General features: G+C 53.2%; 24 protein-coding genes and 1 other annotated feature. Of the genes, 20 read left to right on the top strand and 4 right to left on the bottom strand.

Translation table 11 applies throughout. From position 1 onward, the window contains the following. Positions 1-136 precede the first annotated feature (136 nt). From NYE24_RS09325 to NYE24_RS09290, 8 genes are all read left to right on the top strand, one after another. Positions 137-2,434, top strand: a complete 2,298-nt coding sequence (locus tag NYE24_RS09325) for a stalk domain-containing protein (protein WP_342478517.1) — start codon at positions 137-139, stop codon at positions 2,432-2,434. Between the two features lie 172 nt (positions 2,435-2,606). Then, complete coding sequence (locus NYE24_RS09320; protein WP_036731890.1) at positions 2,607-3,068, top strand: Fur family transcriptional regulator; 462 nt, start codon at positions 2,607-2,609, stop codon at positions 3,066-3,068. Positions 3,069-3,070: 2 nt separating this feature from the next. After that, on the top strand, positions 3,071-3,334 hold the full coding sequence (yidD, locus tag NYE24_RS09315; protein ID WP_342478516.1) for a membrane protein insertion efficiency factor YidD: 264 nt from the start codon (positions 3,071-3,073) through the stop codon (positions 3,332-3,334). Between the two features lie 38 nt (positions 3,335-3,372). Continuing rightward, positions 3,373-3,631, top strand: a binding site (T-box leader). 61 nt (positions 3,632-3,692) lie between these two features. Beyond that, positions 3,693-5,720: a methionine--tRNA ligase gene (metG, locus tag NYE24_RS09310; protein WP_342478515.1), complete on the top strand. Its 2,028-nt coding sequence runs from the start codon at positions 3,693-3,695 to the stop codon at positions 5,718-5,720. Between the two features lie 203 nt (positions 5,721-5,923). Then, positions 5,924-6,901, top strand: coding sequence for a zinc ABC transporter substrate-binding protein (locus NYE24_RS09305; RefSeq protein WP_342478514.1), 978 nt, complete (start codon positions 5,924-5,926; stop codon positions 6,899-6,901). Positions 6,902-6,934: 33 nt separating this feature from the next. Beyond that, complete coding sequence (locus tag NYE24_RS09300) at positions 6,935-7,684, top strand: metal ABC transporter ATP-binding protein (RefSeq protein ID WP_341025992.1); 750 nt, start codon at positions 6,935-6,937, stop codon at positions 7,682-7,684. Positions 7,685-8,307: 623 nt separating this feature from the next. Next, positions 8,308-9,111 carry a metal ABC transporter permease gene (locus tag NYE24_RS09295; RefSeq protein WP_036698438.1) on the top strand — a complete coding sequence of 268 codons (804 nt, stop codon included), beginning with the start codon at positions 8,308-8,310 and terminating at the stop codon, positions 9,109-9,111. A 106-nt stretch (positions 9,112-9,217) separates the two neighbouring features. Next, complete coding sequence (locus NYE24_RS09290) at positions 9,218-9,931, top strand: cytochrome c biogenesis protein CcdA (protein ID WP_036698435.1); 714 nt, start codon at positions 9,218-9,220, stop codon at positions 9,929-9,931. A gap of 9 nt (positions 9,932-9,940) precedes the next feature. Here NYE24_RS09290 and splB read toward each other — a convergent pair whose 3' ends face one another. After that, positions 9,941-11,017: a spore photoproduct lyase gene (splB, locus tag NYE24_RS09285; protein ID WP_036698433.1), complete on the bottom strand. Its 1,077-nt coding sequence runs from the start codon at positions 11,015-11,017 to the stop codon at positions 9,941-9,943. Positions 11,018-11,210: 193 nt separating this feature from the next. Between splB and mntR the strand changes: the two genes are divergently transcribed. The 3 genes from mntR (at position 11,211) to NYE24_RS09270 (ending at position 14,534) form a co-directional block, all read left to right on the top strand. Continuing rightward, entirely contained in the window at positions 11,211-11,636 is a 426-nt protein-coding gene (mntR, locus tag NYE24_RS09280; RefSeq protein WP_036698430.1) for a transcriptional regulator MntR, read from the top strand. 176 nt (positions 11,637-11,812) lie between these two features. Further along, entirely contained in the window at positions 11,813-13,489 is a 1,677-nt protein-coding gene (locus tag NYE24_RS09275) for a family 10 glycosylhydrolase (RefSeq protein WP_342478513.1), read from the top strand. A 64-nt stretch (positions 13,490-13,553) separates the two neighbouring features. Further along, the gene (locus tag NYE24_RS09270; RefSeq protein ID WP_342478512.1) at positions 13,554-14,534 is read left to right on the top strand and encodes a patatin-like phospholipase family protein; all 981 of its coding nucleotides are present in this window, start codon (positions 13,554-13,556) and stop codon (positions 14,532-14,534) included. A 100-nt stretch (positions 14,535-14,634) separates the two neighbouring features. On the opposite strand, the gene NYE24_RS09265 is transcribed toward NYE24_RS09270, so the two are convergent. Together NYE24_RS09265 and NYE24_RS09260 are read right to left on the bottom strand one after the other, a co-directional pair. Beyond that, positions 14,635-14,973: a hypothetical protein gene (locus NYE24_RS09265; protein ID WP_036698426.1), complete on the bottom strand. Its 339-nt coding sequence runs from the start codon at positions 14,971-14,973 to the stop codon at positions 14,635-14,637. A 7-nt stretch (positions 14,974-14,980) separates the two neighbouring features. Continuing rightward, positions 14,981-15,985, bottom strand: a complete 1,005-nt coding sequence (locus tag NYE24_RS09260) for a DUF1385 domain-containing protein (RefSeq protein WP_036698424.1) — start codon at positions 15,983-15,985, stop codon at positions 14,981-14,983. A 155-nt stretch (positions 15,986-16,140) separates the two neighbouring features. On the opposite strand from NYE24_RS09260, the gene NYE24_RS09255 reads away from it, so the two are divergent. The 4 genes from NYE24_RS09255 (at position 16,141) to NYE24_RS09240 (ending at position 20,421) form a co-directional block, all read left to right on the top strand. Beyond that, positions 16,141-16,632: a YqhR family membrane protein gene (locus tag NYE24_RS09255; protein ID WP_036698422.1), complete on the top strand. Its 492-nt coding sequence runs from the start codon at positions 16,141-16,143 to the stop codon at positions 16,630-16,632. Positions 16,633-16,708: 76 nt separating this feature from the next. After that, the gene (locus NYE24_RS09250) at positions 16,709-17,779 is read left to right on the top strand and encodes a Xaa-Pro peptidase family protein (RefSeq protein ID WP_036698420.1); all 1,071 of its coding nucleotides are present in this window, start codon (positions 16,709-16,711) and stop codon (positions 17,777-17,779) included. A 45-nt stretch (positions 17,780-17,824) separates the two neighbouring features. Further along, positions 17,825-18,382, top strand: a complete 558-nt coding sequence (efp, locus tag NYE24_RS09245) for an elongation factor P (protein WP_036698418.1) — start codon at positions 17,825-17,827, stop codon at positions 18,380-18,382. Positions 18,383-19,167: 785 nt separating this feature from the next. Continuing rightward, complete coding sequence (locus NYE24_RS09240) at positions 19,168-20,421, top strand: aspartate kinase (RefSeq protein ID WP_342478511.1); 1,254 nt, start codon at positions 19,168-19,170, stop codon at positions 20,419-20,421. 113 nt (positions 20,422-20,534) lie between these two features. On the opposite strand, the gene NYE24_RS09235 is transcribed toward NYE24_RS09240, so the two are convergent. Then, complete coding sequence (locus NYE24_RS09235; RefSeq protein ID WP_179090387.1) at positions 20,535-21,401, bottom strand: YitT family protein; 867 nt, start codon at positions 21,399-21,401, stop codon at positions 20,535-20,537. Positions 21,402-21,664: 263 nt separating this feature from the next. Here NYE24_RS09235 and NYE24_RS09230 point away from each other — a divergent pair, with 263 nt between their 5' ends. The 5 genes from NYE24_RS09230 to spoIIIAD all read left to right on the top strand — a co-directional run bounded on the left by NYE24_RS09230 (position 21,665) and on the right by spoIIIAD (position 24,123). Further along, positions 21,665-21,907, top strand: coding sequence for a YqhV family protein (locus NYE24_RS09230; RefSeq protein ID WP_341185255.1), 243 nt, complete (start codon positions 21,665-21,667; stop codon positions 21,905-21,907). Between the two features lie 81 nt (positions 21,908-21,988). Further along, positions 21,989-22,996 (top strand): stage III sporulation protein AA, encoded by a 1,008-nt coding sequence (gene spoIIIAA / locus NYE24_RS09225; RefSeq protein WP_342478510.1) that lies wholly within the window; start codon positions 21,989-21,991, stop codon positions 22,994-22,996. Next, positions 22,989-23,507: a stage III sporulation protein SpoIIIAB gene (spoIIIAB, locus tag NYE24_RS09220; protein WP_036698413.1), complete on the top strand. Its 519-nt coding sequence runs from the start codon at positions 22,989-22,991 to the stop codon at positions 23,505-23,507. The genes spoIIIAA and spoIIIAB overlap by 8 nt, the downstream gene beginning before the upstream one ends. 13 nt (positions 23,508-23,520) lie before the next feature. Then, complete coding sequence (gene spoIIIAC / locus NYE24_RS09215; RefSeq protein WP_020426549.1) at positions 23,521-23,724, top strand: stage III sporulation protein AC; 204 nt, start codon at positions 23,521-23,523, stop codon at positions 23,722-23,724. A gap of 9 nt (positions 23,725-23,733) precedes the next feature. Continuing rightward, positions 23,734-24,123, top strand: a complete 390-nt coding sequence (gene spoIIIAD, locus NYE24_RS09210) for a stage III sporulation protein AD (RefSeq protein ID WP_036698407.1) — start codon at positions 23,734-23,736, stop codon at positions 24,121-24,123. The last annotated feature ends 1 nt before the right edge of the window (position 24,124 follow it).

The following is a 24,124-nucleotide window of genomic DNA, read 5'->3' as shown; positions in this document are numbered from 1 at the left end:
TTGTAAAATGAACGTGGCAAAATATTCTGCCGTCCTGAAGAGGACGGCTCCCGTTTTTACGGGGAATATAAGGTGGAGAGAAAGTAATGAAGATACCTGCCTTATACACTACAATGGGAGCAGAAGGAGTCGTACAATGAATTTGAAAAAAGTATTTTTAGTGGCAGTATTGGCTGTATCGCAAGTCGCTGCAGCCATTCCGGCTTGGGCCGCGCCTGTCAGCACAGAGAGTACAACACCTCAGAGTGTTAACGAAGCGGCAAACACCGCTGACACACAGCTTCAGCCCGAGTCAACGGATCCGCTGCCGCCGCTGGTAACCGAGCCGCCAGCAGGCACAGTAATACCGACTCCAACACCGGCACCAGTTCCTACAGCATCACCGGTTCAAGGCATTCCGGCAGTGACAGCGACACCGGTTCCGGCCGCTACTGTTGTTCCAGGTGCAACAGCAGCTCCTGTGGACGGTACTGTTCCGACCGATGCGGTTATGCCTACAGCAACTCCGCTTACGGATACTCCTATGAATCCAAGCATGACTACCTCTGCTACAGGAGGAGGCCAGCTTATTCTGATGATGAACAGCAACAAGATGTTCAGAAATGGTACGCCTTACACGGCCAATCAGCCGATGGCAGTCAAGAACGGCGTGTCTTACGTATCCATTCGCGCAATGGTGGAAATGGTTGGCGTTGCCTTCACGTATGATGCCAAAACCAAAGAGGTCATTGTGACTAAGGGAACCAGCATTATGCGCTTCAAAACAGACAGCAAAATCTATACGGTCAATGGTACTAAGTTCACCATGAAGGGACCGGCTTACCAGTTCAAAGGTACCTTCATGATTCCGTTAACCTCGATTACCTATGCACTTAATATTCCTTATACTGTAGATAATGTACAAAAGCGGGTTATTCTTACGCTGAATACGAAGCCGACGGCTTCCTTCACAGTTCAGCCTAAGGAAATCTATGCCGGTGAGACTACCGTGAATTATGTGACCTCCAGCTCTTCGCCGAACGGTACGCCGATTGTTGAAGAACGGTGGAGCGACAATAAGCGGGATATCTATGATCAGGCGGGCTTCTATACGGTTACCTACTCGGTGCGGGATGCCAATAACATGTGGAGTGATCCTTATCCGGTCACAATCCAGGTACTGCAGCCTAATCAGCCGCCAGTGGCCCAATTCACAACAGATAAAGAAGAATACAAAATGGGTGAGCCGGTAACGCTGACCGATACCAGCTATGATCCTGAGAATGAAGAGCTGACTGCCGTCTGGAACAATCGTTCTCTGGCGTACTTTAACCCGGGACCGCTATCCATTCAGCTGACGGTTACGGACAAGCGCGGTCTTAGCAGTACTTTTGAGAAGACGATTACAATCACCAATGAACAACTGTATACACAGGATGAAGTAACGAAGCTGTTCACCATTCCGGGGGATATCATCAGCATGGACGGCGGGATGATTCCGTCGCTTCCGAATCTGCCGTATACGCTGTCGTCCGAAGGTTACACCCTGATCCGCAGCAACAGCCCAGAGACCGTTAATACGGAAGGTGTACTGTACCGTGAAAGCTCTGTGGGCAATACACGCTTCCTTGTGCATCATATGAACAATATGGCTACCAGACAGAAGCTCTATGTGATTGCTACGAACAACAACCTGTATCCGACAACCATTACTACCCAGTATCTGGGGGTTGCCGGTCCCGTGACATTACCGGAATATACGGGCAAAGTATCGATGGAGAAATACTTTAACTCCATGATTACCGGCTCGGCTCAATCGCAAATTACCCTGCAGCCGGGGCAAAGTCTTCCGATTATGACTGACCTGAACAAAAATGCAATGAAGCCTAAAGACGTAATGTCGCTGAGCGCAGACCTGTTCAGTGATCTGCCGGTTCAGTATAACGTAGTCATAGTGGAGGAGAGCAAAGATCCGGTTGCTGAGCTTCCTTATCTGCCTATTCTTGACAGCGATGGTGTGCATACCCGCGGAACATTTCCAGATTCTACGCGAATCATGAACGTCACCGATCTGGTGGGTGCCACGCAAAGCAAGCTGCTTCTGGGGGACAATAAACTTGACAAGAACCTGGACGGTATTGATCCAATGAAGGGAACGGTTGTTTCCAATGCTGGTAACTTCGGGGTACTTTACAAAATCGTACTGGAGCGTGTTGCAGCAAACACGCTGATCACCTTCAACCCGCGCGGGGGTCCTTATCTGGGACCGTTGCTTGTAAACGGCACAATGGTGAACCTGCCCAATAAGGGCACATTAGGCAAATCATCAGACACGAATGCTGTCATCTACCGTACCGGAGAGTATGAAGGGCGTGTAGAGATTGTGTTCTCCGTCGCTTCCGGCAGCAACCTGCCCGTTAACTTTGTCTTCACCCCGCTTCCGGCGAAAAAATAATTTTTCTACAATACAAACGGCAGCGCTCCTAATGGAGCGGCTGCCGTTTTGTATTCTGCCGCAAGTCTGCTGATGCGGGCAGGTAACGGGCACATTTATTGACTGGGCAGTGCTTTTGGGGCATTATAAAGAGAGTGCAACACAAACGACCTATGTTATGGGAGATGAGCGAATGCTGTCGACAGATCAAATCCTGGAAGCCATGTCGGGGCAGGGGCTGCGAATCACCGATCAGCGCAAGACGCTTGCCAAATTATTCGGCGAGAATACGGGATATTTGTCTGCGAAGGATGTATATGAGCATATGGGCCGCAAGTATAGCGGGCTGAGCTTCGATACAGTCTACCGCAACCTGCGCGTTATGGAGGAGCTTGGGGTACTGGAGCAGATTGTGTTTGAAGAAGGCGTCAAATTCAAGGCAAGCTGCAGTCAGGACCACCACCATCATCATATGATTTGTCTTCAATGTATGAAGACTTACCCGATTCAGTTCTGCCCGATGAATCTGACCGATCCGCCGGATCAGTTCCGGGTAGTCAAGCATAAATTCGAGGTGTTCGGCTACTGTAAAGATTGTGAGCAGGGAAGAGAAGAAGAGCCGGCCGGGGCCGCCCGCAGCAAAGAGGGGCGCTGAATATGGCTACCCTACGAAGAACGGTACAGGTCCCTATCCGGGTCTACCGCAAGTTCATTTCACCGCTCAAGCCCGCCACCTGCCGGTTCTACCCGACTTGTTCGGCGTACGCGCTGGAAGCCATAGAGGTCCATGGGGCGCTGAAGGGTTCGTGGCTGGCTGCCAGGCGGATTGCCCGCTGCCATCCCTTCCATCCGGGTGGTCTTGACCCGGTGCCGCCGCGCGAAGAGCATCCTTCCGGAGACAAGCCGCTGCATACGACTTGACATGGACAGCCGGGATGGGTATATTTTGAATAATAAGTGATATTCCGAGGAACGGATAAGTAAATGTGGACACCATTACAGAGAGCCGGGGCTGCTGGGAGCCGGTATGGGACGCCAGATTGAATATGGTCCGGGAGGAACTGTGTTCGAGCGGAAGGCCTGAAGCCGGGTCTGCGTAAGCGCACGGCGTGTTCCAGCGTTAATGGACAGTTCCATTTGGGAACTGACGAAGCCTGTGCTCTGTGAGGAGCCGGGGAATGTTGGGTGGTATCGCGTGAGTTTACTCTCGCCCCATATAGGGGGCGGGAGTTTTTTGTGTGAAATGGACGATTAGGGATAACGAAGGGATGATGAAGTAATGAGTGAGAACAAAACCTTTTATCTGACAACACCGATCTATTATCCGAGCGATAAGCTGCATATCGGGCATGCGTATTCCACGGTAGCCGGTGACGCGATGGCCCGCTACAAGCGGCTGCGCGGCTATGAGGTGCGCTATCTGACGGGAACGGACGAACATGGGCAGAAGATTGAAGAGAAGGCCGGGAAGGCCGGGAAGACCCCGCAGGAGTTCGTGGACGGGATTGTAGTCGGCATTAAGGATCTGTGGAAGAAGCTGGACATCTCGAATGATGATTTCATCCGTACCACAGAGGAGCGCCATAAGAAGGTGGTCGCGGATATTTTTGACCGTCTACTGAAGCAGGGGGATATCTACAAAGGGGAATACGAAGGCTGGTACTGTATTTCGGATGAGACCTTCTACACCGAAACCCAACTGGTGGATATTGAACGTGATGCTGACGGCAAGATTACCGGAGGGAAAAGTCCGGACAGCGGACACCCGGTGGAACTGGTCAAGGAGGAGAGCTACTTCTTCCGCATGAGCAAGTATGCTGACCGTCTGCTGAAGTTCTACGAGGAGAACCCTGAGTTTATCCTGCCGGAATCCCGCAAGAACGAGATGATTAACAACTTCATCAAGCCGGGTCTGGAGGATCTGGCGGTATCCCGTACGACTTTTGACTGGGGCGTTAAGGTAAAAGGCGACGAGAAGCATGTAGTGTATGTATGGATCGATGCGCTTACTAACTACATTACGGCCCTTGGCTATGGCTCGGAGGACCGCAGCCTGTATGACAAGTACTGGCCTGCGGATGTACATATCGTCGGGAAGGAAATTGTCCGCTTCCATACGATCTACTGGCCGATCATTCTGATGGCACTTGGCGAACCGCTGCCGAAGAAGGTGTTCGCGCACGGTTGGCTGCTGATGAAGGATGGCAAGATGTCCAAATCCAAGGGCAATGTGGTTGATCCGGTGACGCTGATTGACCGTTACGGCCTGGATGCTCTGCGCTATTATCTGCTGCGCGAGGTTCCCTTCGGCTCGGACGGAACCTTCACGCCGGAGAGCTTCGTGGATCGTATTAACTACGATCTGGCCAATGACCTGGGTAACCTGCTGAACCGGACTGGCGCAATGGTGGAGAAATACTTCGGCGGCGAGCTTCCGGCTTATGCCGGCCAGGTGACCGCATTTGACGGTGAGCTTGAGGCGGTAGTACAGAGTACTTACGCCAAGGTGGAAGAAGCGATGGAGAAGATGGAATTCTCCGTAGCCCTGACTGCCATCGGCGCGCTGATCAGCCGGACGAACAAATACATTGATGAGACTCAGCCTTGGGTGCTCGCCAAGGACGAGAGCCGCAGCGCTGAGCTGGCTTCGGTAATGAGACACCTTGTCGAGGGACTGCGCACCGCGTCCATCCTGCTCCAGCCGTTCCTGACCGGCGCTCCGGCGAAGATCTGGGAGCAGCTGGGCATTCAGCCGGGCGAGCTGACCACCTGGGAGAGCGGCCGATCCTTCGGCCTGATTCCAGCGGGCACCCGGCTGGTGAAGGGCGACCCGATCTTCCCGCGCCTGGATGTGGCGCAGGAGGTAGCGTACATCGCCGAAGCGATGGGAGCCGGGAAGCCGGCCGCTGCAGAGGCGGCGCCGGCAGCGGCTGCTGTGACTCCGGAAGCGGCGGGTGCCGATCCGGAGGAAGAGGAGCATAAGGAAGAAATCGGCATCGACGATTTCGCCAAGGCGGAGCTGCGCGTAGCCCAGGTTATCGCCTGCGAGCCAGTGAAGAAGGCGGATAAGCTGCTGAAGCTGCAGCTGGATCTTGGCTATGAGCAGCGCCAGGTGGTATCCGGCATTGCGAAGTTCTACACACCGGAGGAGCTGGTGGGACGCAAGGTGATCTGCATTGTGAACCTGAAGCCGGTGAAGCTGCGCGGTGAGCTGTCTCAGGGCATGATTCTGGCCGCCTCCAAGGGCGAGCAGCTGACCATTGCTACCGTGCCGGACAGCATGCCGAACGGAGCGATTGTGAAATAAGAATGCCAAGAAGGGCATTCACATAATGACCGTACAGCAATCTCCGCAAGCCACAGGCAGCGGGGATTGCTTCTTTTTGCTCCAAGATAACGGGGTACAGGGCGCCTTGCAGACTACGAAATGCAGATCGGAGTTGACTTATCGTAACCATTACTATTATAATTCTAATAGTAAATTTTACGATTTAAGGGGTCGATAGAGAAATGGTAACAAAAAGCTTGCAAAAAGGGCTGCTGCTTGCTGCTGTGCTGCTGCTTACGCTGTCGCTGGCGGCATGCGGACCGAAGAGCAACGGAAGCATTATTGAAGGAAAAGTGAACGTTATAACTACTTTTTATCCTATATATGAATTCACTGCCGAAATCGGTGGCGACGAAGCCAATGTAATCAACCTGCTTCCTGTAGGGGTCGAGCCGCATGATTGGACACCGCGCAGCCAGGATATCATAAGTACTTCTAAGGCGCAGCTGTTCCTCTATAATGGAGCCGGTCTGGAAGGTTGGGTACCCAATTTCCTTAAGAGCCTTGATGGTGACAGTAAGACCAAGGCTGTAGAGGTTAGCCAAGGGGTGAAGCTGATTACAACGGATGAAGACGATGGGCATGATCATGGTCATGAAGGTGAAGAAGCTGAAGCAGACGGGCATGGCGACAGCCTGCACACCGACCCGCATACCTGGGTAAGTCCAAAATCGGCGCTTGTGATGGCTAAGAATATCAAGGAAAGTCTTCAAGCCGTTGATCCTGCGCATACCGCAGGCTATGAAGAGCGTTATCTGAAGCTCGTGGACCGCCTGAACGCACTGGATCTGAAGTTCACTGAAGAGCTGGGCAAGCTGCCTAACAAGGAGATTGTCGTATCTCATCAGGCGTTCTCGTATCTGGCACGTGACTACGGCCTGTCGCAGCATGCCATTATGGGGCTGTCGCCGGACGCTGAACCGCGCGGGCAGGATTTGGTGAAGCTGGCGGCGCTGGTTAAGGCAGAGGGCATCCGTTATATTTTCTTCGAGGAGCTTGTATCCGATAAGCTGGCTAAGACACTGGCAAGTGAGACCGGTGTATCCACGATGGTGCTGAACCCGGTAGAAGGACTGACCGAGGCCCAGCAGAAGAACGGGGACAACTATTTCACGTTAATGGAGAAAAATTTGCAAAATCTCATTCTGGCCTTACAATAATAAGGAAAGTATAAGTGAAAGGCGGTACTTCACATGCAACCGGTATCCCTGGACTGCCATCAGCATATGATCGAAATACAGGATTTGTCCTTCTCCTACGGGGAACAGAAGGTCATTTCGAACTTGAATTATACGGTAAAAGAACGTGATTTCCTCGGTATCCTCGGTTCTAACGGTGCAGGCAAGACGACACTGCTTAAGATGATCGTCGGCCTGCTGCCGGCCACCAGCGGGGAGATCAAATTATTCGGCCAGCCGGTGCGGAGGTTCAAGGACTGGGAGCGGATCGGCTATGTGCCGCAGAAGAATGCGTTCAACCCGCTGTTCCCCGCAACCGTCCGTGAGGTCGTATTGTCCGGTCTGTACAACAACAAGAATCTGATCCGGCGGGTCTCGAAGGCCCAGCACCGGCAGTGTGAGGATGCACTGGAAGTGATGCGGATTCAGGACATCGCCGAGAAAAGAGTCGGCCAGCTGTCCGGCGGCCAGCAGCAGCGTGTCTTCCTGGCCCGCGCGCTGATCAACCACCCGGATCTGCTGATTCTGGATGAGCCTACCGTCGGCATTGACGCCGAGACCCAGGCCGGATTCTTCGAGCTGATCATGCACATGCATGCCCATCACCATATGACCTTCCTGATGGTCTCGCATGATATCGACATGATGAAGAATTACCTGGGCAGTGAGCCGGTACAGAAGAATGGTAAAATCAACTTCTACTGCCGCCACTCGCACGAGGCGCAGAACTGCGAAGTCGATAATCTGCAGCACACATTGTCCTAATTGGTGCTGGTAATTGTATTTTGTACATCAGTTAGCCCGCATTTTAGCCTCAATCCCAGTTCTGTTGCAGTTTGTACATTAGTTTTTTTGAAATCGGCCGTTTTCCAGCCCTTCTGACAATATCCATTGTACGAAATACAACAGAATCAGATTATATGCTCAAAAGTGATGATTCTGTTGTACGTTCTGCAATTAAGGGGTGGGGTGCTTTCCGGATCGTCAATTGTACAACATAGGACGACCTATTCAGTATTCGGATCGTCCATTGTGCAACATAAGACGATCCCTTAATCTTTTGATCTTAGTCTTTTGATCTTAGTCTTTTGATCTTAGTCTTTTGATCTTAGTCTTTTGATCTTTAGTATTGTAACGTAAGTAGATCCCTCCCCCTGTAAAGCGTATCCCGCAGGGAGGCAAAGCGATCCTTCCGCAAACGTTCCTAAGCGCCGCAAGTCGGTCCCCCCACGCCAATTGCACTTAGCGGGTGTCCAGAGGGCAGAGCCCTTGGGGCCCTCCCTTCGGGAAGGGAGGGTTTGGGAGGGATCGAACAAGGATTTGAAAAAGGGTTCGATAAAGCTTTCCCATTGAAAGGTTTCACATTTGAAAGGTAGGAGAACATCATCTTGGAAATCCTGTTTAGTGATTTTTTCCAGCGGGCGCTGGCCGGAGGGCTGATGATTGGCATTACGGCACCGCTGATCGGCGTTTTTCTGGTGCTGCGGCGCCTGTCCATGATCGGAGATACACTGGCGCATGTTACGATTGCCGGGGTCGCGCTGGGCTTTCTGACCGGCTTTTACCCGCTGGGTGCGGGGCTGATCTTTGCAGTCGTGGCCTCATTTGCCATTGAGAAGCTGCGCAAAGCCTACAAAAGCTACGCTGAACTGTCCATTGCGATCATTATGTCGGGCGGTGTTGCGCTGGCCTCGCTTTTTTTCACCTTGGGCAAAGGGTATAATGCAGATGTAATGAGCTATCTGTTCGGCAGCATCTATACGCTGAATACTACCGATCTAATTGTGGTGGGAATCGTAACGATTGCGGTTGTGGTGGTCGTAACCTTATTCTTCAAAGAATTCTTCCTGCTCAGCTTCGAGGAGGATGCGGCCAGTGTCAGCGGACTTCCGGTGAAACTGCTCAATATGCTGATCACGGTGTTAACGGCCCTGGTGATCAGTACGGCGATCAAGATTGTCGGCTCGCTGCTGGTCTCTGCGCTGTTAACCATTCCTGTTGCGATTAGTCTGCTGCTGTCTCGGAGCTTCAAGTCCTCGGTCATTCTGTCCGTGGCGATTGCCGAGATTGCCGTCACTTCCGGATTAGTCATTGCAGGGGTATGGAACCTGGCTCCGGGAGCAACAATTGTCCTGCTGCTGATTGCACTGTTGACCCTAACCCTCATCGGCAAAAAAGGGCTGCCGGCCTAACAAACAAGCGTAACCGGCCGTCCTCAGCACCAACTACATAACAGAATCTGTACTGCTGCTACATGAAGTGACCCGAGTGACCCCGAGTATGGAAGGAGATGCGCCCGTGTCCAACCTGAATGCAGGAATCGCTTTTGCCGCCGGAGTGGCATCATTCATATCGCCTTGTTGCCTGCCGCTGTATCCTTCTTATCTATCTTATATTACCGGTTTATCGGTGCAGGAACTGAAGAGCGGCAGTAACAGCAAAGAGGTCCGTCTCCGGACCCTCTCGCATACACTGGCGTTTATTCTGGGCTTCTCTGCAGTGTTCTACACCCTCGGCTTTGGAGCAGGCTTGTTCGGTGAATTCTTCAACGGCCAGCGGGATTTGATTCGTCAATTATCGGCGATCCTAATCATTGTCATGGGGCTCTTCCTGCTGGGCGTATTCCAGCCGCAGTTCCTGCTCCGGGAACGCAAGCTGGAGCTGAGATGGAAGCCTGCCGGTTACCTTGGCTCCTTCATCTTCGGCATCGGGTTCTCGGCAGGCTGGTCGCCCTGCATAGGCCCTATTCTAACCGCCATAATTGCGCTATCGGCCAGTGATCCGGGAACGTGGTTTACGATGATAACGGCATACAGTATCGGCTTTGCACTTCCGTTCTTCGGACTGGCCTTTTTCCTGGGCGGAGCCCGCAAGATTCTGAAATACTCCAACCTGCTGATGAAGCTGGGCGGCGGGCTGATGGTATTCATGGGCATCCTGCTGTTCACCGACCAGATGTTCCGTATTACGATTTGGCTGCAGGGCATCACGCCGCGCTGGCTGATTTTCTAATTAGGTGACTTAAGTGAAATAATCAATAGCCGCTTCCGGAAAATGTTCAAAAATCCGCTCTGTGATGAATTCGCGCAGGGCGGTTTGCTGTTCGTCCGGGTAGACGTATTTGTTCTGTCCCCATTTGCCCCATTTCTTCTTGCGCTTCTCGATGTCCATCTCCAGCTTCGACTTTGGATAACGCTTCTCGATGACAGTCTTAGCTGTCTTGGTGAAGCGGTGCTGGATCATTTCAAAGGTTAGCCCCTTGCCAATCCCCGGCGGCAGGGCATGCGCCAGCTTCTCCAGCAGCTCGCTGTAGCCTTCTTCCCAGCCATCGTGCCAGATAATAGGGGCAATGATGAAGCCCAGCGGATATCCGGCACGGGCGATCTGTCCGGCGGCCTCAATCCGCTCTTCGAAGCGTGAGGTGGCCGGCTCGAAGTTCTTAATCACATAGTCGGCGTTCACGCTGAAGCGTACACGGGTATGGCCGTTATGCTTCAGCTTAAGCAGCGGCTCGACATGCTGGTATTTGGTCACGAAGCGCAGCCGCCCGAGCGGCTCCTCCGCCATGAATTCGATCAGTTCCGTCAGCGAACCCGTAATATGCTCAAGGCCAAGCGGGTCTGAGGTACAGGCCGCTTCGAACGTCGTGATTTCCGGGGAACGCTCGGTGATATATTTTTTGGCGGCATCGATGATGTCCCCGGTGTTGACATAGACGCGGATGTAGGGCTTCGCTCCCAGCGTGGTCTGCAGGTAACAATAATGGCAATGGCCCATGCACCCGGTGGCAATCGGAATCGCATAATCGGCAGACGGCTTCGACTGGTCAAAAGTGAGTGTCTTGCGCAAGCCGACCACAAGCGTCCGTTTGGCGATTTTGTATTGTTCGACTTCCGTCTCGCCCGGCAGATTGGTAATCCGGTTATGCGAGGTGGTCATGCGGTAGGGAATATTGCGGGACTTGACCCACTCCATAATCCGCTCCCCTTTGGGATAATTCAGCGCATCAGGTTCAAAGAACACAAGCTCCGGGATGAAGAGTCCGGTGGGCTTGCGCGTTCTTTTGGCAGGAGGGCGTTCGGGTGTGATTAAGCTCATGATTTCACGCTCCTTAGGAATGAGGATAACGTTATTGTGCCAATCTGCGGGCGAATGGAATCATGGTAAACATCACTAAGCGGGGAAGCGGATGACCGGCAGGACTTGCCAAGGAGCGGCAGAAGCATGTATCATTGTTAGAGCAAGGCCCGGTCCCACCGTTACGCTCATTATAGAAAAGAGGTAAGCTAGAATGCCAACACCCAGCATGGAGGATTATTTGGAGCGCATATATAAGCTCATCGACGAGAAGGGTTATGCGCGGGTCTCGGATATTGCCGAGGGGCTGGAAGTCCATCCCTCCTCTGTGACCAAGATGATCCAAAAACTGGATAAGGACGAATATCTCATCTATGAGAAATATCGTGGGCTTGTCCTAACAAGCAAAGGAAAAAAAGTGGGGAAACGTCTTGTGGACCGCCATCAGCTGCTGGAGGAGTTCCTCGGGATTATTGGGGTACAGCAAGAGCATATTTATAAGGATGTTGAAGGCATTGAGCATCACTTGAGCTGGGATTCCATCACCCGGATCGAAACGCTGGTGGAATATTTCCGCCGGGATGAAGCGCGTGTGCAGACCTTGTACGATATTCACCATGAGATAGCCAGCGATTCATAAACGTGGCTTTTTTTGTTTGATTAGCGCAACCTTTCCAGTTTTTTTACGTCAAAACGGGTACCGTTCCTTTTTCACCTAAGGAAGGATTCCGTTTACACCAAAGAGCGGCCTTCTCCCTTATTTAAGGATGAGAGGGTCATTTTTTATATATACAACTTCAACACCTGGGAGGAATTATGAATTACCGTAAATGGATCGTAGGACTGCTCGTAATTATGCTATGTCTGCCTGTGTGGACGCCGGGTGCACGTGCAGCTTCTGTGCAGATCACCATTGAACTGGATGGGGAGACGCTTAGCCCGGATGTGCCGCCGTATATTACACGTACTAACGTTACGATGGTGCCGGCTGGAGTGATTAGCCAGGGACTGGGTGCCGGTGTGAAATGGGATCAGGCCAGTAAGACAGCAACCATCAGCAAGGATAATAATGTACTGCAGCTGACCAGCGGCAAAACAAGCGCCATCGTTAACGGTGCTACCGTCCGTCTGGATACTTCTGTACAGATCACGCAGGGGCGGGTGATGGTACCGCTTCGCTTTGTAAGCGAGCAGCTTGGGCTGCAGGTACTCTGGGTTCAGGCTACGAAGCATATTTCCTTATACTCCGGCATGGAAATCGGCGGGCCTTCTACACCTGTGACGCCATCAGTTCCGTCAGTGCCTACACCAACTGTACCTACGCCATCTGTGACAATACCAACGGTACCGTCACCAACCGTACCTTCGATTCCTGGTGCCAAGACCGCAAAGGCCATGAAGGGGGCTTGGGTATCCACTGTGTATAATCTGGATTGGCCCTCAACGTCTTCGGCAGGCAATCCGGACAAGCAGAAGAAGGAGTTCGACAGCCTGCTGGATAAGCTGAAGGCAGCCGGGTTCAATAGTGTATTCGTTCAGGTCAGACCGTCTGGTGATGCGCTTTATCCTTCACAGATCGTGCCCTGGTCCAAGGTGCTTAGCGGGACTCAGGGTAAGGAGCCCGGCTACGACCCGCTGGCCTATATGGTTAGCAGTGCCCACAGCCGGGGAATGCAGCTGCACGCCTGGTTCAATCCATTCCGGGCTACAACCGATGCTTCTACCAGCAGCCTAGCCCCTAACCATGTAGCCAAGCTTCATCCGGACTGGATCGTCAAGGCGGAGAATAAGCTGTACATCAACCCGGGGATTCCGGAAGCGCGGCAGCATATTATTGACACGGTGATGGAGGTGGTCAGAGGGTATGATATCGACGGGGTGCATTTGGATGATTATTTCTATCCGTCCAATGTAGCTTTTGCCGATGATACGGCCTTCAAGACCTTCAATGCACAAGGAATTGCTGGCAAAGGAGATTGGCGGCGGGATAATATCAACCAGTTCATTCGTCAGCTGGGGCAGGAGATTCATGCAGCGAAGCCGTCCGTCTCATATGGGGTCAGCCCGTTCGGGGTATGGCGTAACAAAAAGGCAGACAGCACCGGCTCGGATACTTCAGCAGGGGTGTCAGCCTATGATGACATGTATGCGGATGTGCGTACCTGGATTCAGAACGGCTGGATCGATTATGTTGCCCCGCAGGTCTATTGGAGCCTCTCCTTCAGCGCTGCCCGTTATGATAAGCTGGTGGACTGGTGGGTGAATGAGGTTAAGGGAACGAAGGTTAAGCTGTATATCGGTCTGGCCTCCTACAAGGTAGGGGATACCAAGCAGACAGCGGAATGGCAGAGCGGAGATCAGATTATCAACCAGCTCAAATATAATGAGAAGTACGATGAGGTGACAGGCAGCATCCTGTTCCGGGCGAATGATATTGTAGTCCGTGACCCGTATGGACTGGCCAGCCTGCTCAGCTTCTATTTCAAGAATTAAGTCATGAATACTCCCCCGTGCTCATAGATAACAATACATTCTATGGAACGGGGGATTGCCATGTATGGAGATTAACGCTGTATTTGAAGGCGGTGGAGTTAAAGGAATTGCTCTTGCAGGTGCGGTGCAGGCAACGGAACGCGCGGGCCGGACCTTCGGGCGGGTAGCAGGTACCTCTTCCGGCTCGATCATTGCCTCGCTGCTGGCAGCGGGGTACTGCGGTGAGACCATGAGCCGGATTATCCGGCGTACGCCGTTCACCTCCTTCCTGACAAGGGCAGCGCTCTACAACACCGCCTTCGTCGGGCCGGCCTTACGTGTGCTGCTCAAGAAGGGGCTGTACTCAGGCCAGGCGCTGGAAGCGTGGATTCGCGGCCTCCTGCTGGAGCAGGGGGTAGTTACGTTCCGGGATCTGCCGCGCGGCAAGCTGCGGGTGATTACATCAGACATCACCAACGGGCGGATTGTGGTGCTGCCCGATGATTTGGTGCAGTACGGGATAGAGCCTGACAGCTTCGAAGTTGCCAAGGCGGTGCGGATGAGCTGCAGTATTCCGTACTTCTTCGATCCGGTGATCCTGCGGCTGGCCGGAGAGGCGGCCCGGGGGAAATCGTTCAGCGGGCAGCTGATCTATATGGTGGACGGCGGGGTGCTCAGTAATTTTCCGCTCTGGCTGTTCGATGAGAAGAAAGATGGCTTCCAATCACCAGAGCGCAGAACGCCAACCATTGGCTACCAGCTGATCGGAAAGGCATCCCCGCAGCCGCATCATATTACGGGGCCGTTCAGCATGCTGGAGGCGATGGTGGAGACGATGCTCTCCGCACATGATGAACGGTATATTGAGACGGATAAATTCGTTCGTACGGTCAAAATCCCTACGCTGGGCATCTCCACCACCGAGTTTCATATCACGGAGACACAGACCGACGCCTTGTATACGGCGGGGATCGCAGCCGGAGAAGAGTTCTTCGCTAACTATCGTCCAGCACCGCCTTCCTATACCTGGAAGGCACCCCTTCAGACTGCAGGTCCAAGGCGGTAATGACTCAAGTACTTTGCGGGGCCCCCAAAAACAAAAAAAAGGCATCCCGCACGTTATTCCAATAACGTGGGGATGCCTTTTGCAGTTATGCTTGAATGGTTCAGTGATATTTGGGCAACTGATCGTCATTCTTACCCTTACTGCCTTCGATGACCTGGAAGGGATAACTTTTGCGCTTACCGGGTGAGCCTGTGGTCTTGCGGATGCCGGCAACCTTGGACATCGTCTTGACCGAAGGCTTAACCTTGGTGCGCGGACGTCCGGGTCCGCCTCCCATTCTGCCGGGGGCTATCTTGTAGGCGTAATACAACAGTCCCAGCAGAATCAGGGGTAAGATGAAGATGGACAGGGCCATCAGGCCGCGCGCCATAATATCCATCACTAGGCCCCATACGGCAAGAGCTGTCGTAATCCAAAATATCAAAGCATGTCTGATCATTGGCTAATCATCCTTTCGCAGGATCCAAAATGCCGCCTGACACACTTGCCTCCGAATATCCTTTTGCTTCAATTGCAGCGTCCAGCTCCCGCATCCGGTTGAAGGAAGCGATAGACACCTCTACCATATCGTCCTTAGGTTCCTTGGTAGTCAACAGCTGCAGCCACAGGCCAGGGTACCCCAGATACTTAAGGCCGGGAATATCTCTTACCGCATTCGTGCCCTTTAGTACCTCGAACGAGATTCCGATGACCACCGGCAAAAGAACGATACGCTGCAGTACCCGTTCCATCAGGGAATTCCATGGGACGACCGAGTAGATAATCACACCGAGGATAATCGTCAGCATCATGAAGCTGCTTCCGCAGCGGTAATGCAGACGGCTGTATTTCTGTACGTTCGCTACTGTCAGCTCTTCACCAGCTTCAAAGGCGCTGATGACCTTATGCTCAGCTCCATGGTACTGGAAGAGCCGCTTGATCACTGGTGTCTGCGAGATCGCCCAGAGATAGACGAGCAGGAGAATGAGCTTGATGCCGCCTTCCACAAGGTTGTGCAGAATATAGTTGTCAAATACATTCTTGAACAAAAAATCTTCTACGAATACCGGGACCAGCGTGAAAATCAGCTTGCCGAACAGGAAAGAAAGAATACCCATTACAGCTACGCCGAAGATCATCCCGAGACTCCAGCCTTCGTCCTTCTTCTTGTCCTTGCCCTTCGCCTGCTGCTTAGCAAGCTCTTCCGGCTCCGTCTCATCCTCGGCATAGGATTCTGCCGAATAGTTCAGATGCTTCGAGCCTTTGGCGCTGGAATCTATAATACTGACAATGCCGCGAAGCAGCGGAATCTTGCGCAGTTTAAGGACCCAGCTCTTATCGCTCTTCGGCACCTCCAAAAATGTAATCTCCTGATTCTTTCGTCTTACGGCTGTTACGTTGACATGCTTGCCGCCGAACATGACGCCTTCGATGACGGCTTGGCCGCCGTAACTGGGAGTTTCCTGGGACAACCAATTCACCTTCCCGTATATTGATATGATTTATATAATACATTGTAACTAATTTTTAACCACATTACTAGTTGGATTGCCGTTAGCTGTACATACTAGCTATAGAGAGCGGAGTGGAAACCGGATTAACCCCATACCGAAAGAGAGGCAACTCTATGAGTTCTTCAAGCAAGGCCAAGACCGTCCAGACGAATCCTTTTTATTTCTCCATTGAACTGGGTTATTTCGCCGGTTTAATCTGGGGAGGATTGCACTGGCTGATGTACGTTTTGCACTTTACCAAGGTCATTCCGGGATTTTTGGCGGAGCCCTTTTTCAAGCATGGATTTCTGGTGACCCCTGCCGGGCATCTGCTTGGATATTTGTTTTTTATTGTATTCTCAGTATTGGCGTCCCTGATCTACGTATTAATTTTCCGGAAGCTTAACGGGCCTTGGCCCGGGATGATATACGGAGTGCTGTGGTGGTCGGTCCTGTTCCTTGCGTGTTCGCGCCTATTCCTGCTCCAGCCGCCGTTCAAGCTGTCGTGGAACACGGTCATCAGCGAATTCTGCCTTTTCCTGCTCTGGGGATTATTCATCGGATATACGGCGGCAATCGAGTATACGGATGAACGCAAACGCGAACAGCAGACGAAGCTGGCCTAGGTCCTTCGAAAAAACTTCTCAGTTGGCCTGCGGCTATGGTAAAATACAATGTGGCTATTTCGAGAGGAGAATGAAAATGGGCAACAAGCGCGTCTCCAAGCTGCGTAAGGTTCTGCAGGAACTGGGACTGGATGCGATGTTAATTACCAGCGGATATAACCGCCGCTATTTGAGTGGGTTCACCGGCTCCTCCGGGTACGTGCTGGTTACCGGTGATGACAGTTATCTGCTGACGGACTTCCGGTATATGACACAGGCCTCGGAACAGGTGAATGGCCTCAAGGTGGTACAGCATGACTCGAAATTCATTGACACCGTGCGGGAACTGCTGCCGAAGGGCGGACAAGTCCGTGTCGGCTTCGAGCAGGATGATGTGACCTTCAGTGCATACACCGCTTATGCGGAGGCTCTTGCCCCGGCAGCTATGGTACCGGTATCGAAGGCTGTTGAGAACCTGCGCATGTTCAAGGACGAGGAAGAGCTGGCTGTTATGCAGCGGGCTGCCGATCTGGCAGACGCCACGTTCAGTCATATCCTGAATGTGATCAAGCCGGGCATGACGGAACGCGATGTCGATCTGGAAATGGAATTCTACATGCGTACGCATGGTGCAACTTCGTCTTCATTCGATACGATCGTCGCTTCCGGTGAGCGTTCAGCTATGCCGCATGGAGTAGCGAGCAGCAAGGTTATCGGGAACAACGAATTCGTCACTTTCGATTTCGGCGCTCTCCTTGACGGTTACTGCTCCGATGTGACCCGTACAATTGCTCTGGGATCACCGGACCCTAAGTTGAAGGAGATCTATGATATTGTGCTTGAAGCGCAGCTTCATACGCTGGCGCATATCAAGCCCGGCATGACCGGCCGTGAATGTGATGCCCTGGCCCGTGATATCATCACCCGCTACGGGTATGGTGAATATTTCGGCCACAGCACAGGCCATGGTCTCGGGATGGAAGTACATGAATGGCCGCGGTTGTCCAAGCTGGCGGATGAAGTCATCCAGCCGGGGATGGTTGTCACTGTGGAGCCGGGAATCTATCTCTCAGGTCTTGGCGGCGTACGGATTGAAGATGATATTGTCATTACCGAGAGCGGCATCACGCTGCTGACACATTCATCTAAGGATTACATGGTACTGTAAGACACTATTATTCAGTTCATTTATGGATTCCAGGAGGGATTTTTTGTGATTTCAGTTAACGATTTTAAGACAGGCTTGACCGTAGAAGTAGAAGGGGACATCTTCACCGTCCTAGATTTCCAGCACGTGAAGCCGGGTAAAGGCGCAGCCTTCGTCCGCTCCAAGCTAAAGAACCTGCGTAACGGCAATACGGTTGAACGCACGTTCCGTGCCGGTGAAACCATTGGCCGTGCCATCATCGAGAACCGTGGCGTACAATACCTATATGCAAGCGGCTCTGAGCATGTGTTCATGGACAACGAGACTTACGACCAGTTCGAATTGACAGCCAAGCAGCTCGAATGGGAGCTTAACTTCCTTAGAGAGAACATGACAGTGAATATCGTCAGCTACCAGGGTGAAATCCTCGGGATCAACCTGCCGACCAGCGTAGAGCTGAAGGTTACCGAGACCGAACCAGGCGTGAAGGGTAACACGGCTCAAGGTGCAACCAAAGCCGCTATTCTAGAGACCGGTCATACGGTTCAGGTACCGCTGTTCATTAATGAAGGAGATGTTCTCCTGGTCGATACCCGCGAAGGTAAATATATCTCCCGCGCGTAGGAGCCTTTTTGGATTCCAGTTGTAACTTGAGGGCCTCCCCGCTTGATGCGGTGGAGGTCTTTTTGCTGTGGCAGGCTGGGCGAGAGGGAAGAAGTGATGGAAAAGGGGCTGAAAAGGATGAAAGGGATAAATCCCTCAGATTTAGCGGGAAGTTAGCTGAATGGGGGGATTAGGGGTATTAATCCCTTTAATTAAACTAAAAGTGGACAGGCCGGGGAAATCAAAGGGATAAATCCCTCAGATCCGCAGAAAGCGGGAGGCACATTAGGACTCAAAGGGATAAATCCCTCTAACGGACGTCTCCGGTGGGGCTGAATGTGGAGTGAATGAGCGAATGAGGAGCACTAGTGCTCCTGAATGGAGCCGAAGCGGGCTGGATGAGAGTAATGAGGAGCACTAGTGCTCCTGAATGGAGCCGAAGCGGGCTGGATGAGAGTAATGAGGAGCACTAGTGCTCCTGAATTGGGCTAAAGCGGGCTGAATGAGCGAATGAGGAGCACTAGTGCACCAGAATGGAGCCGAAGCGGGCTGGATGAGAGTAATGAGGAGCACTAGTGCTCCTGAATGGAGCCAAGCGGGCTGGATGAGCGAATGAGGAGCATTAGTGCACCTGAATGAAGCCTGAGCAGGCCGCGGCGGGTTCGGGGTTAAGGCCGGGTTCATCAAAAATGGGCATTTTATTTTGTGAAACCATTAACGCATGTTATGATTTTCGTATTATACTGTGTTAAAGCGTTAACCAAAATTTAAGCTACTTTAGAGCGAAATAGGGAGTGAATGGAACTTTGTCACTTTATGTCATGAAATTCGGGGGCAGCTCCGTCGGCGACGTTGAACGCATGAAGCGTGTTGCAGGGCGGATCGCAGCCAAGCAGGATGAAGGGCAGCGCTGCGTTGTGGTGGTCTCCGCTATGGGAGATACCACAGATGATCTGATCGATCAGGCGAATCAGCTGAACGGTCAGCCCCCCGCACGCGAGATGGATATGCTGATGACTACCGGAGAGCAGATCTCCGTTGCGCTTCTGTCGATTGCGCTTCACGGAATCGGCCGGAATGCCGTATCCTATACAGGCTGGCAGGCCGGGTTCCGTACCGATGAGACCCACGGCCGGGCACGGATCAGTGAGATTGTTCCACGCCGGGTGCTGGAGTCGCTGGAGCGTGAGCAGATTGTGATTGTAGCCGGATTCCAGGGCATGACGCTGGATGGCGAGATCACTACACTGGGCCGCGGAGGCTCGGATACGACAGCGGTTGCGCTGGCTGCAGCGATCAAAGCGGATGTCTGCGAGATCTACACCGACGTAGATGGCATCTACTCGACTGACCCGCGTATTGTGAAGACGGCGCGCAAGTTGAAGGAAATCTCCTACGACGAGATGCTGGAACTGGCGAATCTCGGGGCAGCCGTGCTGCATCCGCGTGCTGTGGAATATGCCAAACGATATCAAGTGAAGCTGGTCGTAAGATCAAGCTTTAACCATAATGAAGGTACTGTGGTGAAGGAGGAAGCAAGCATGGAGCAGGGTGTAGCAGTAAGCGGAATTGCCTATGACAAGAATGTGGCCCGGATCAGTATTCTGGGAGTTCCTGATGTGCCGGGTGTACTCGCCCAGGTATTCGGCAAGCTGGCCGATGAGGGCGTGGATGTTGACATTATCGTGCAGAGCGGAGTGCAGAAAGGGGAGGCAGACTTCTCCTTTACTGTAGCGCTTGGCGATCTTGAGAAGGCCAAAGAGGTCATCCAGGGGCTGCACAGCGTATTGCCTTACCGTGAAGTGACTTCCGAGGACAGTCTGGTCAAGGTATCGATTGTCGGCGCCGGGATGGTTAGCCACCCGGGGGTTGCCGCCAAGATGTTCGAGGTCATCTCGAATGAAGGCGTGAGCATCAAGATGGTCAGCACCTCCGAGATCAAGGTATCGTGTGTGATTGAATCCGGCAACCTGCAGCAGATTATTCAGGCGCTGCATACCGCTTATAACTTAGATACAGAAGAGCAAGCCTTCGTTGGAGGTCCACAGGACCGCCGCTAAGCCTGCCGGAAGGTATCGTAATTACAGAAGAGTGCTATTCCCCGCAGATGCGGAGAACAGCACTCTTTTTGTGTGTCATACATTAGTTAAGAATGGCCCGCACCATGCACTCGCTAGCTCAGCCGCCGGAACCTGCCCATAATCTCCACGGTCTCCAGTACGTTAACGAAGGATTTCGGATCGGTCTCCAGAATCGTTTTGCGCAGATCTGCCAGCTCATAGCGGGTGGTTACGGTCATCAGCATCGTGTTGCCCTCGTGACTGTACCCGCCCTCCGCGTTCACAACGGTGATGCCGTGGGGCAGGCTGGTCAGCCGGTTCAGCATTTTCTCGCGCTCCTTGGTGACGATGAAGCAGGTCAGCTTGACATGGCGGATGTGAATCATATCCACCACCCGGCTTTTGACGAAGATACAGAGCATCGCGTAGAGTGCGGAATCCCAGCTTTTGAAGAAGCCGAGACATAAGATAACCAGGCCGTCCATGACGAACAACACGGTGCCCATGGGAATATCCCGCTTACGGGTAATGATAGAACCGAGAATGTCGAAGCCCCCGGAAGAACCGCCCGCCCGCAGCGAGAAGCCCACCCCTCCCGCAATAATTACCCCGCCGAAGATACTGGCCAGAATCGGGTCCTTGGTGAGCTTCACCACAGGGATGACGTTCAGAAACCAGGTAGTGCACAGGACAGACAGCATGCTATAGCAGATGTACTTTTTACCCACGGCGACGAAGCCCCAGATCAGGATCGGGAGATTGATGGCGAAATAGTACAGCGAGATAAATTTTGGATGAGTCAAATACCCGATGATGGAAGCTGTCCCGGCTACACCGCCGCTGAGCAATTGGTGCGGAATCAGGAACAGGCGGAGCCCTGCTGCTACCAGAAAGGCTGAAAATACAATAATAGCTACCTCTTTTACCTGTCTGGCTATCGTTCCTGATACAAGCGGTATTACGAAATTACGAACTTGCATGACTGTGGTCCCCTTCTTTGCTCAGTTATCTTTGGATACGGCAAAATTAATTTTATCATACCGATGATATTTTTTTATAGAAGGCGGGACTATGATTTCTTTCACACCTCCTGAATATTCCGCTAGTATCCCCATTTCTCCTTGTCTAAAGTCGCGCCCTTCCGCATATCCATGGATAACAGCTTGTTTGATGTGCAGGGATTGTGTACGATCCATAGATTTGAACGAAGGAGTTGAGAACATTGGACAAGTATGTAAGCTGGATGTCTGGCCTGCGGCTGCTGTCCGGCACTGTGGAGATTGCGGCGGCCTTGATTATGCTGAAGCTGAATCAGGTGGATAAGGCGCTGGCTGTCAATTCGGGACTGGCGCTTGTCGGCCCTACGATCCTCATTCTGACCACGGCTGTCGGCCTTACAGGGATGGCAGAGCAGCTGTCCTGGGGCAAGCTTGGCTGGATTGGCTGCGGGGTGGCTATTCTCTTATTCGGGATTCTCAAGAAATGATAGATGATAGGCATAAAGCATAAGTACAAGCATAAATATGAAATAAAGCTATTAATAGAGGACAGCTTGGGGGTACCTGGTATGGCAAATGACTGGCTTCTGTTGTTTCCCGAAAAAGTAAGAGCGCTGCTCGGCGGCCTCCCCGCTGCGCTCCTGGACAAGGTGGAGGAGATTCGCGTCCGTGAGGGACGGCCGCTGGAGATCAACTATTCCGGCAAGTATCATTTCATCGGCGCCGGCGGCACCCTGACCCAGCTACCCGGCGAGGCGTACCGGCCGGACCGGGAGGATACGCACCGGCTGCTGGACCTCATCAGCAATCATTCCCTCTATACGATGGAGGAGGAGCTGCGCAAGGGCTTCATCACCATTCCGGGCGGACACCGGATCGGCCTCTGCGGCCGGACGGTTCTGAGCGGGGGCGGTGTGGAACATCTGCGTGATATTACCGGCTTCAACGTGCGGATTGCCCGTGAGGTGCACGGCATCGCCGATGGCGTGCTGCCTTATCTGCTGGACCGGGGGCGGCAGCGGGTCATGCATACGCTGATCCTGTCCCCGCCGCAGCATGGCAAGACCACACTGCTGCGCGATCTGGCCAGGCAGCTGTCGGCAGGTACAAGCGGGGGCCGGGAAGGCAGCCGGCCGGGGCTGAAGGTCGGCATCGTCGACGAACGCTCCGAGATTGCGGGCAGCCGCCGGGGAATTCCGGCTTTCGATGTCGGGCCGCGCACGGATATTCTGGACGGCTGCCCCAAGGCGGAAGGCATGATGATGATGATCCGCTCCCTGTCGCCCGATGTGCTGATCGCCGATGAAATCGGCCGCATGGAGGACGCGGATGCGGTGACCGAGGCGCTGCACGCCGGGATCTCGGTGGTCGCTTCCGCGCACGGCAAGGAAGTGTCCGAGCTGGCCCGGCGGCCGGGCCTCGGCGGGCTGCTGGAGCACCGGATGTTCGAGCGGTATGTGATTCTGCACCGCGGAGCCTCCGGCTTGTCCTTCCGCATTCTGGATGCCCAGAAGCGCGGGCTGCTGCTGGTCTCGCCGGAGGAGCAGCCGGTGTCAGGGGGTGACCGCCATGCTTAAACTGCTTGGCGCGGTACTGATCGTGCTGGCCGGAACACTGGCCGGCTTCAAGCGGGCGGCCCAGTATGCCGACCGGCCAAGGCATATCCGGGCCTTGATTGCAGCGCTCCAGCGGCTGGAGACCGAGATCCAGTACGGCTACACGCCGCTGCCGGAGGCGCTGCGCCGGATCGGGCTGCAGACGAAGGAGCCGCTGCGGGCCTTCTTTCTTACGGCGGCGGACGAGATGAATCCGCCGCATAACTACAGTGCGGAAGAGGCCATCCGGCGGGCGGTGGAAGCCCACTGGAGCAGCGCATCGCTGCGGGGCACGGAGAAGGAGATCATCCGGCAGCTCAGCTGCACGCTCGGAACCAGTGACCGGCCGAATCAGAGCACGCATATTGCACTAGCTTTACAGCAATTGAAGCAGGAGGAGACAGCGGCCAGAGAAGATCAGGGCAAGTATGAGAAGGTGAGTAAAAGCCTGGGTCTGCTGCTTGGAGCATTGATCGTCATTTTGATCTTTTAGCGAGGTGCCAGGAATGAATATTGAAGTCAACGCGATCTTTCAGATTGCCGGCATCGGCATCATTATCGCCATGATCCACACGGTGCTTAAGCAGATGGGCAAAGAGGATATCGCCCACTGGGTAACGATTGTCGGCTTTATCATCGTCCTGTTCATGGTCATCCGCATGCTGGATGGGCTGCTGCAGGAAATCAAAACGATTTTTCTTTTTCAGTAGGCTGAAGTTATGGAAATCATTCAGATTGTGGGAATTGGCATCTTGGCGACGGTCCTTATCCTCGTCCTGAAGGAGCAAAAGCCGGTATTCGCCTTCCTGCTGACTACTGCGGCCGGCATTCTGATCTTCCTGTTCCTGATCGGCAAGATCGGAACGATTCTCGGTACGCTGGAGCGGGTCGCGGAATCCTCCGGGATGGAAATGATCCATATCAAAACCGTGTTCAAAATCATCGGCATCTCCTATATCGCGGAATTCGGGGCGCAGATCGTGAGGGATGCCGGGCAGGAATCGATTGCTTCCAAGATTGAGCTGGCCGGCAAGGTGCTGATCATGGTACTGGCTGTTCCGATTATCAGCATTATTATTGAAACGGTCATGAAGCTGCTGCCAGCCTGAT

Source organism: Paenibacillus sp. FSL H7-0350 (genome assembly GCF_038593195.1).
Classification (GTDB): domain Bacteria; phylum Bacillota; class Bacilli; order Paenibacillales; family Paenibacillaceae; genus Paenibacillus_AQ.
The sequence above is the reverse complement of the archived record's forward strand: the minus strand, read 5'-3'. Positions and strand labels throughout refer to the sequence as shown.

What these genes read in the sequence shown, in the direction of transcription:
- NYE24_RS09325 (WP_342478517.1), top strand. Translation starts at nt 137, where the DNA reads ATGAATTTGAAAAAAGTATTTTTAGTGGCAGTATTGGCTGTATCGCAA.
- NYE24_RS09320 (WP_036731890.1), top strand. Translation starts at nt 2,607, where the DNA reads ATGCTGTCGACAGATCAAATCCTGGAAGCCATGTCGGGGCAGGGGCTG.
- yidD (WP_342478516.1), top strand. Translation starts at nt 3,071, where the DNA reads ATGGCTACCCTACGAAGAACGGTACAGGTCCCTATCCGGGTCTACCGC.
- metG (WP_342478515.1), top strand. Translation starts at nt 3,693, where the DNA reads ATGAGTGAGAACAAAACCTTTTATCTGACAACACCGATCTATTATCCG.
- NYE24_RS09305 (WP_342478514.1), top strand. Translation starts at nt 5,924, where the DNA reads ATGGTAACAAAAAGCTTGCAAAAAGGGCTGCTGCTTGCTGCTGTGCTG.
- NYE24_RS09300 (WP_341025992.1), top strand. Translation starts at nt 6,935, where the DNA reads ATGCAACCGGTATCCCTGGACTGCCATCAGCATATGATCGAAATACAG.
- splB (WP_036698433.1), bottom strand. Translation starts at nt 11,017, where the DNA reads ATGAGCTTAATCACACCCGAACGCCCTCCTGCCAAAAGAACGCGCAAG.
- mntR (WP_036698430.1), top strand. Translation starts at nt 11,211, where the DNA reads ATGCCAACACCCAGCATGGAGGATTATTTGGAGCGCATATATAAGCTC.
- NYE24_RS09275 (WP_342478513.1), top strand. Translation starts at nt 11,813, where the DNA reads ATGAATTACCGTAAATGGATCGTAGGACTGCTCGTAATTATGCTATGT.
- NYE24_RS09270 (WP_342478512.1), top strand. Translation starts at nt 13,554, where the DNA reads ATGGAGATTAACGCTGTATTTGAAGGCGGTGGAGTTAAAGGAATTGCT.
- NYE24_RS09265 (WP_036698426.1), bottom strand. Translation starts at nt 14,973, where the DNA reads ATGATCAGACATGCTTTGATATTTTGGATTACGACAGCTCTTGCCGTA.
- NYE24_RS09255 (WP_036698422.1), top strand. Translation starts at nt 16,141, where the DNA reads ATGAGTTCTTCAAGCAAGGCCAAGACCGTCCAGACGAATCCTTTTTAT.
- NYE24_RS09250 (WP_036698420.1), top strand. Translation starts at nt 16,709, where the DNA reads ATGGGCAACAAGCGCGTCTCCAAGCTGCGTAAGGTTCTGCAGGAACTG.
- NYE24_RS09235 (WP_179090387.1), bottom strand. Translation starts at nt 21,401, where the DNA reads ATGCAAGTTCGTAATTTCGTAATACCGCTTGTATCAGGAACGATAGCC.
- NYE24_RS09230 (WP_341185255.1), top strand. Translation starts at nt 21,665, where the DNA reads ATGTCTGGCCTGCGGCTGCTGTCCGGCACTGTGGAGATTGCGGCGGCC.
- spoIIIAA (WP_342478510.1), top strand. Translation starts at nt 21,989, where the DNA reads ATGGCAAATGACTGGCTTCTGTTGTTTCCCGAAAAAGTAAGAGCGCTG.
- spoIIIAB (WP_036698413.1), top strand. Translation starts at nt 22,989, where the DNA reads ATGCTTAAACTGCTTGGCGCGGTACTGATCGTGCTGGCCGGAACACTG.
- spoIIIAC (WP_020426549.1), top strand. Translation starts at nt 23,521, where the DNA reads ATGAATATTGAAGTCAACGCGATCTTTCAGATTGCCGGCATCGGCATC.
- spoIIIAD (WP_036698407.1), top strand. Translation starts at nt 23,734, where the DNA reads ATGGAAATCATTCAGATTGTGGGAATTGGCATCTTGGCGACGGTCCTT.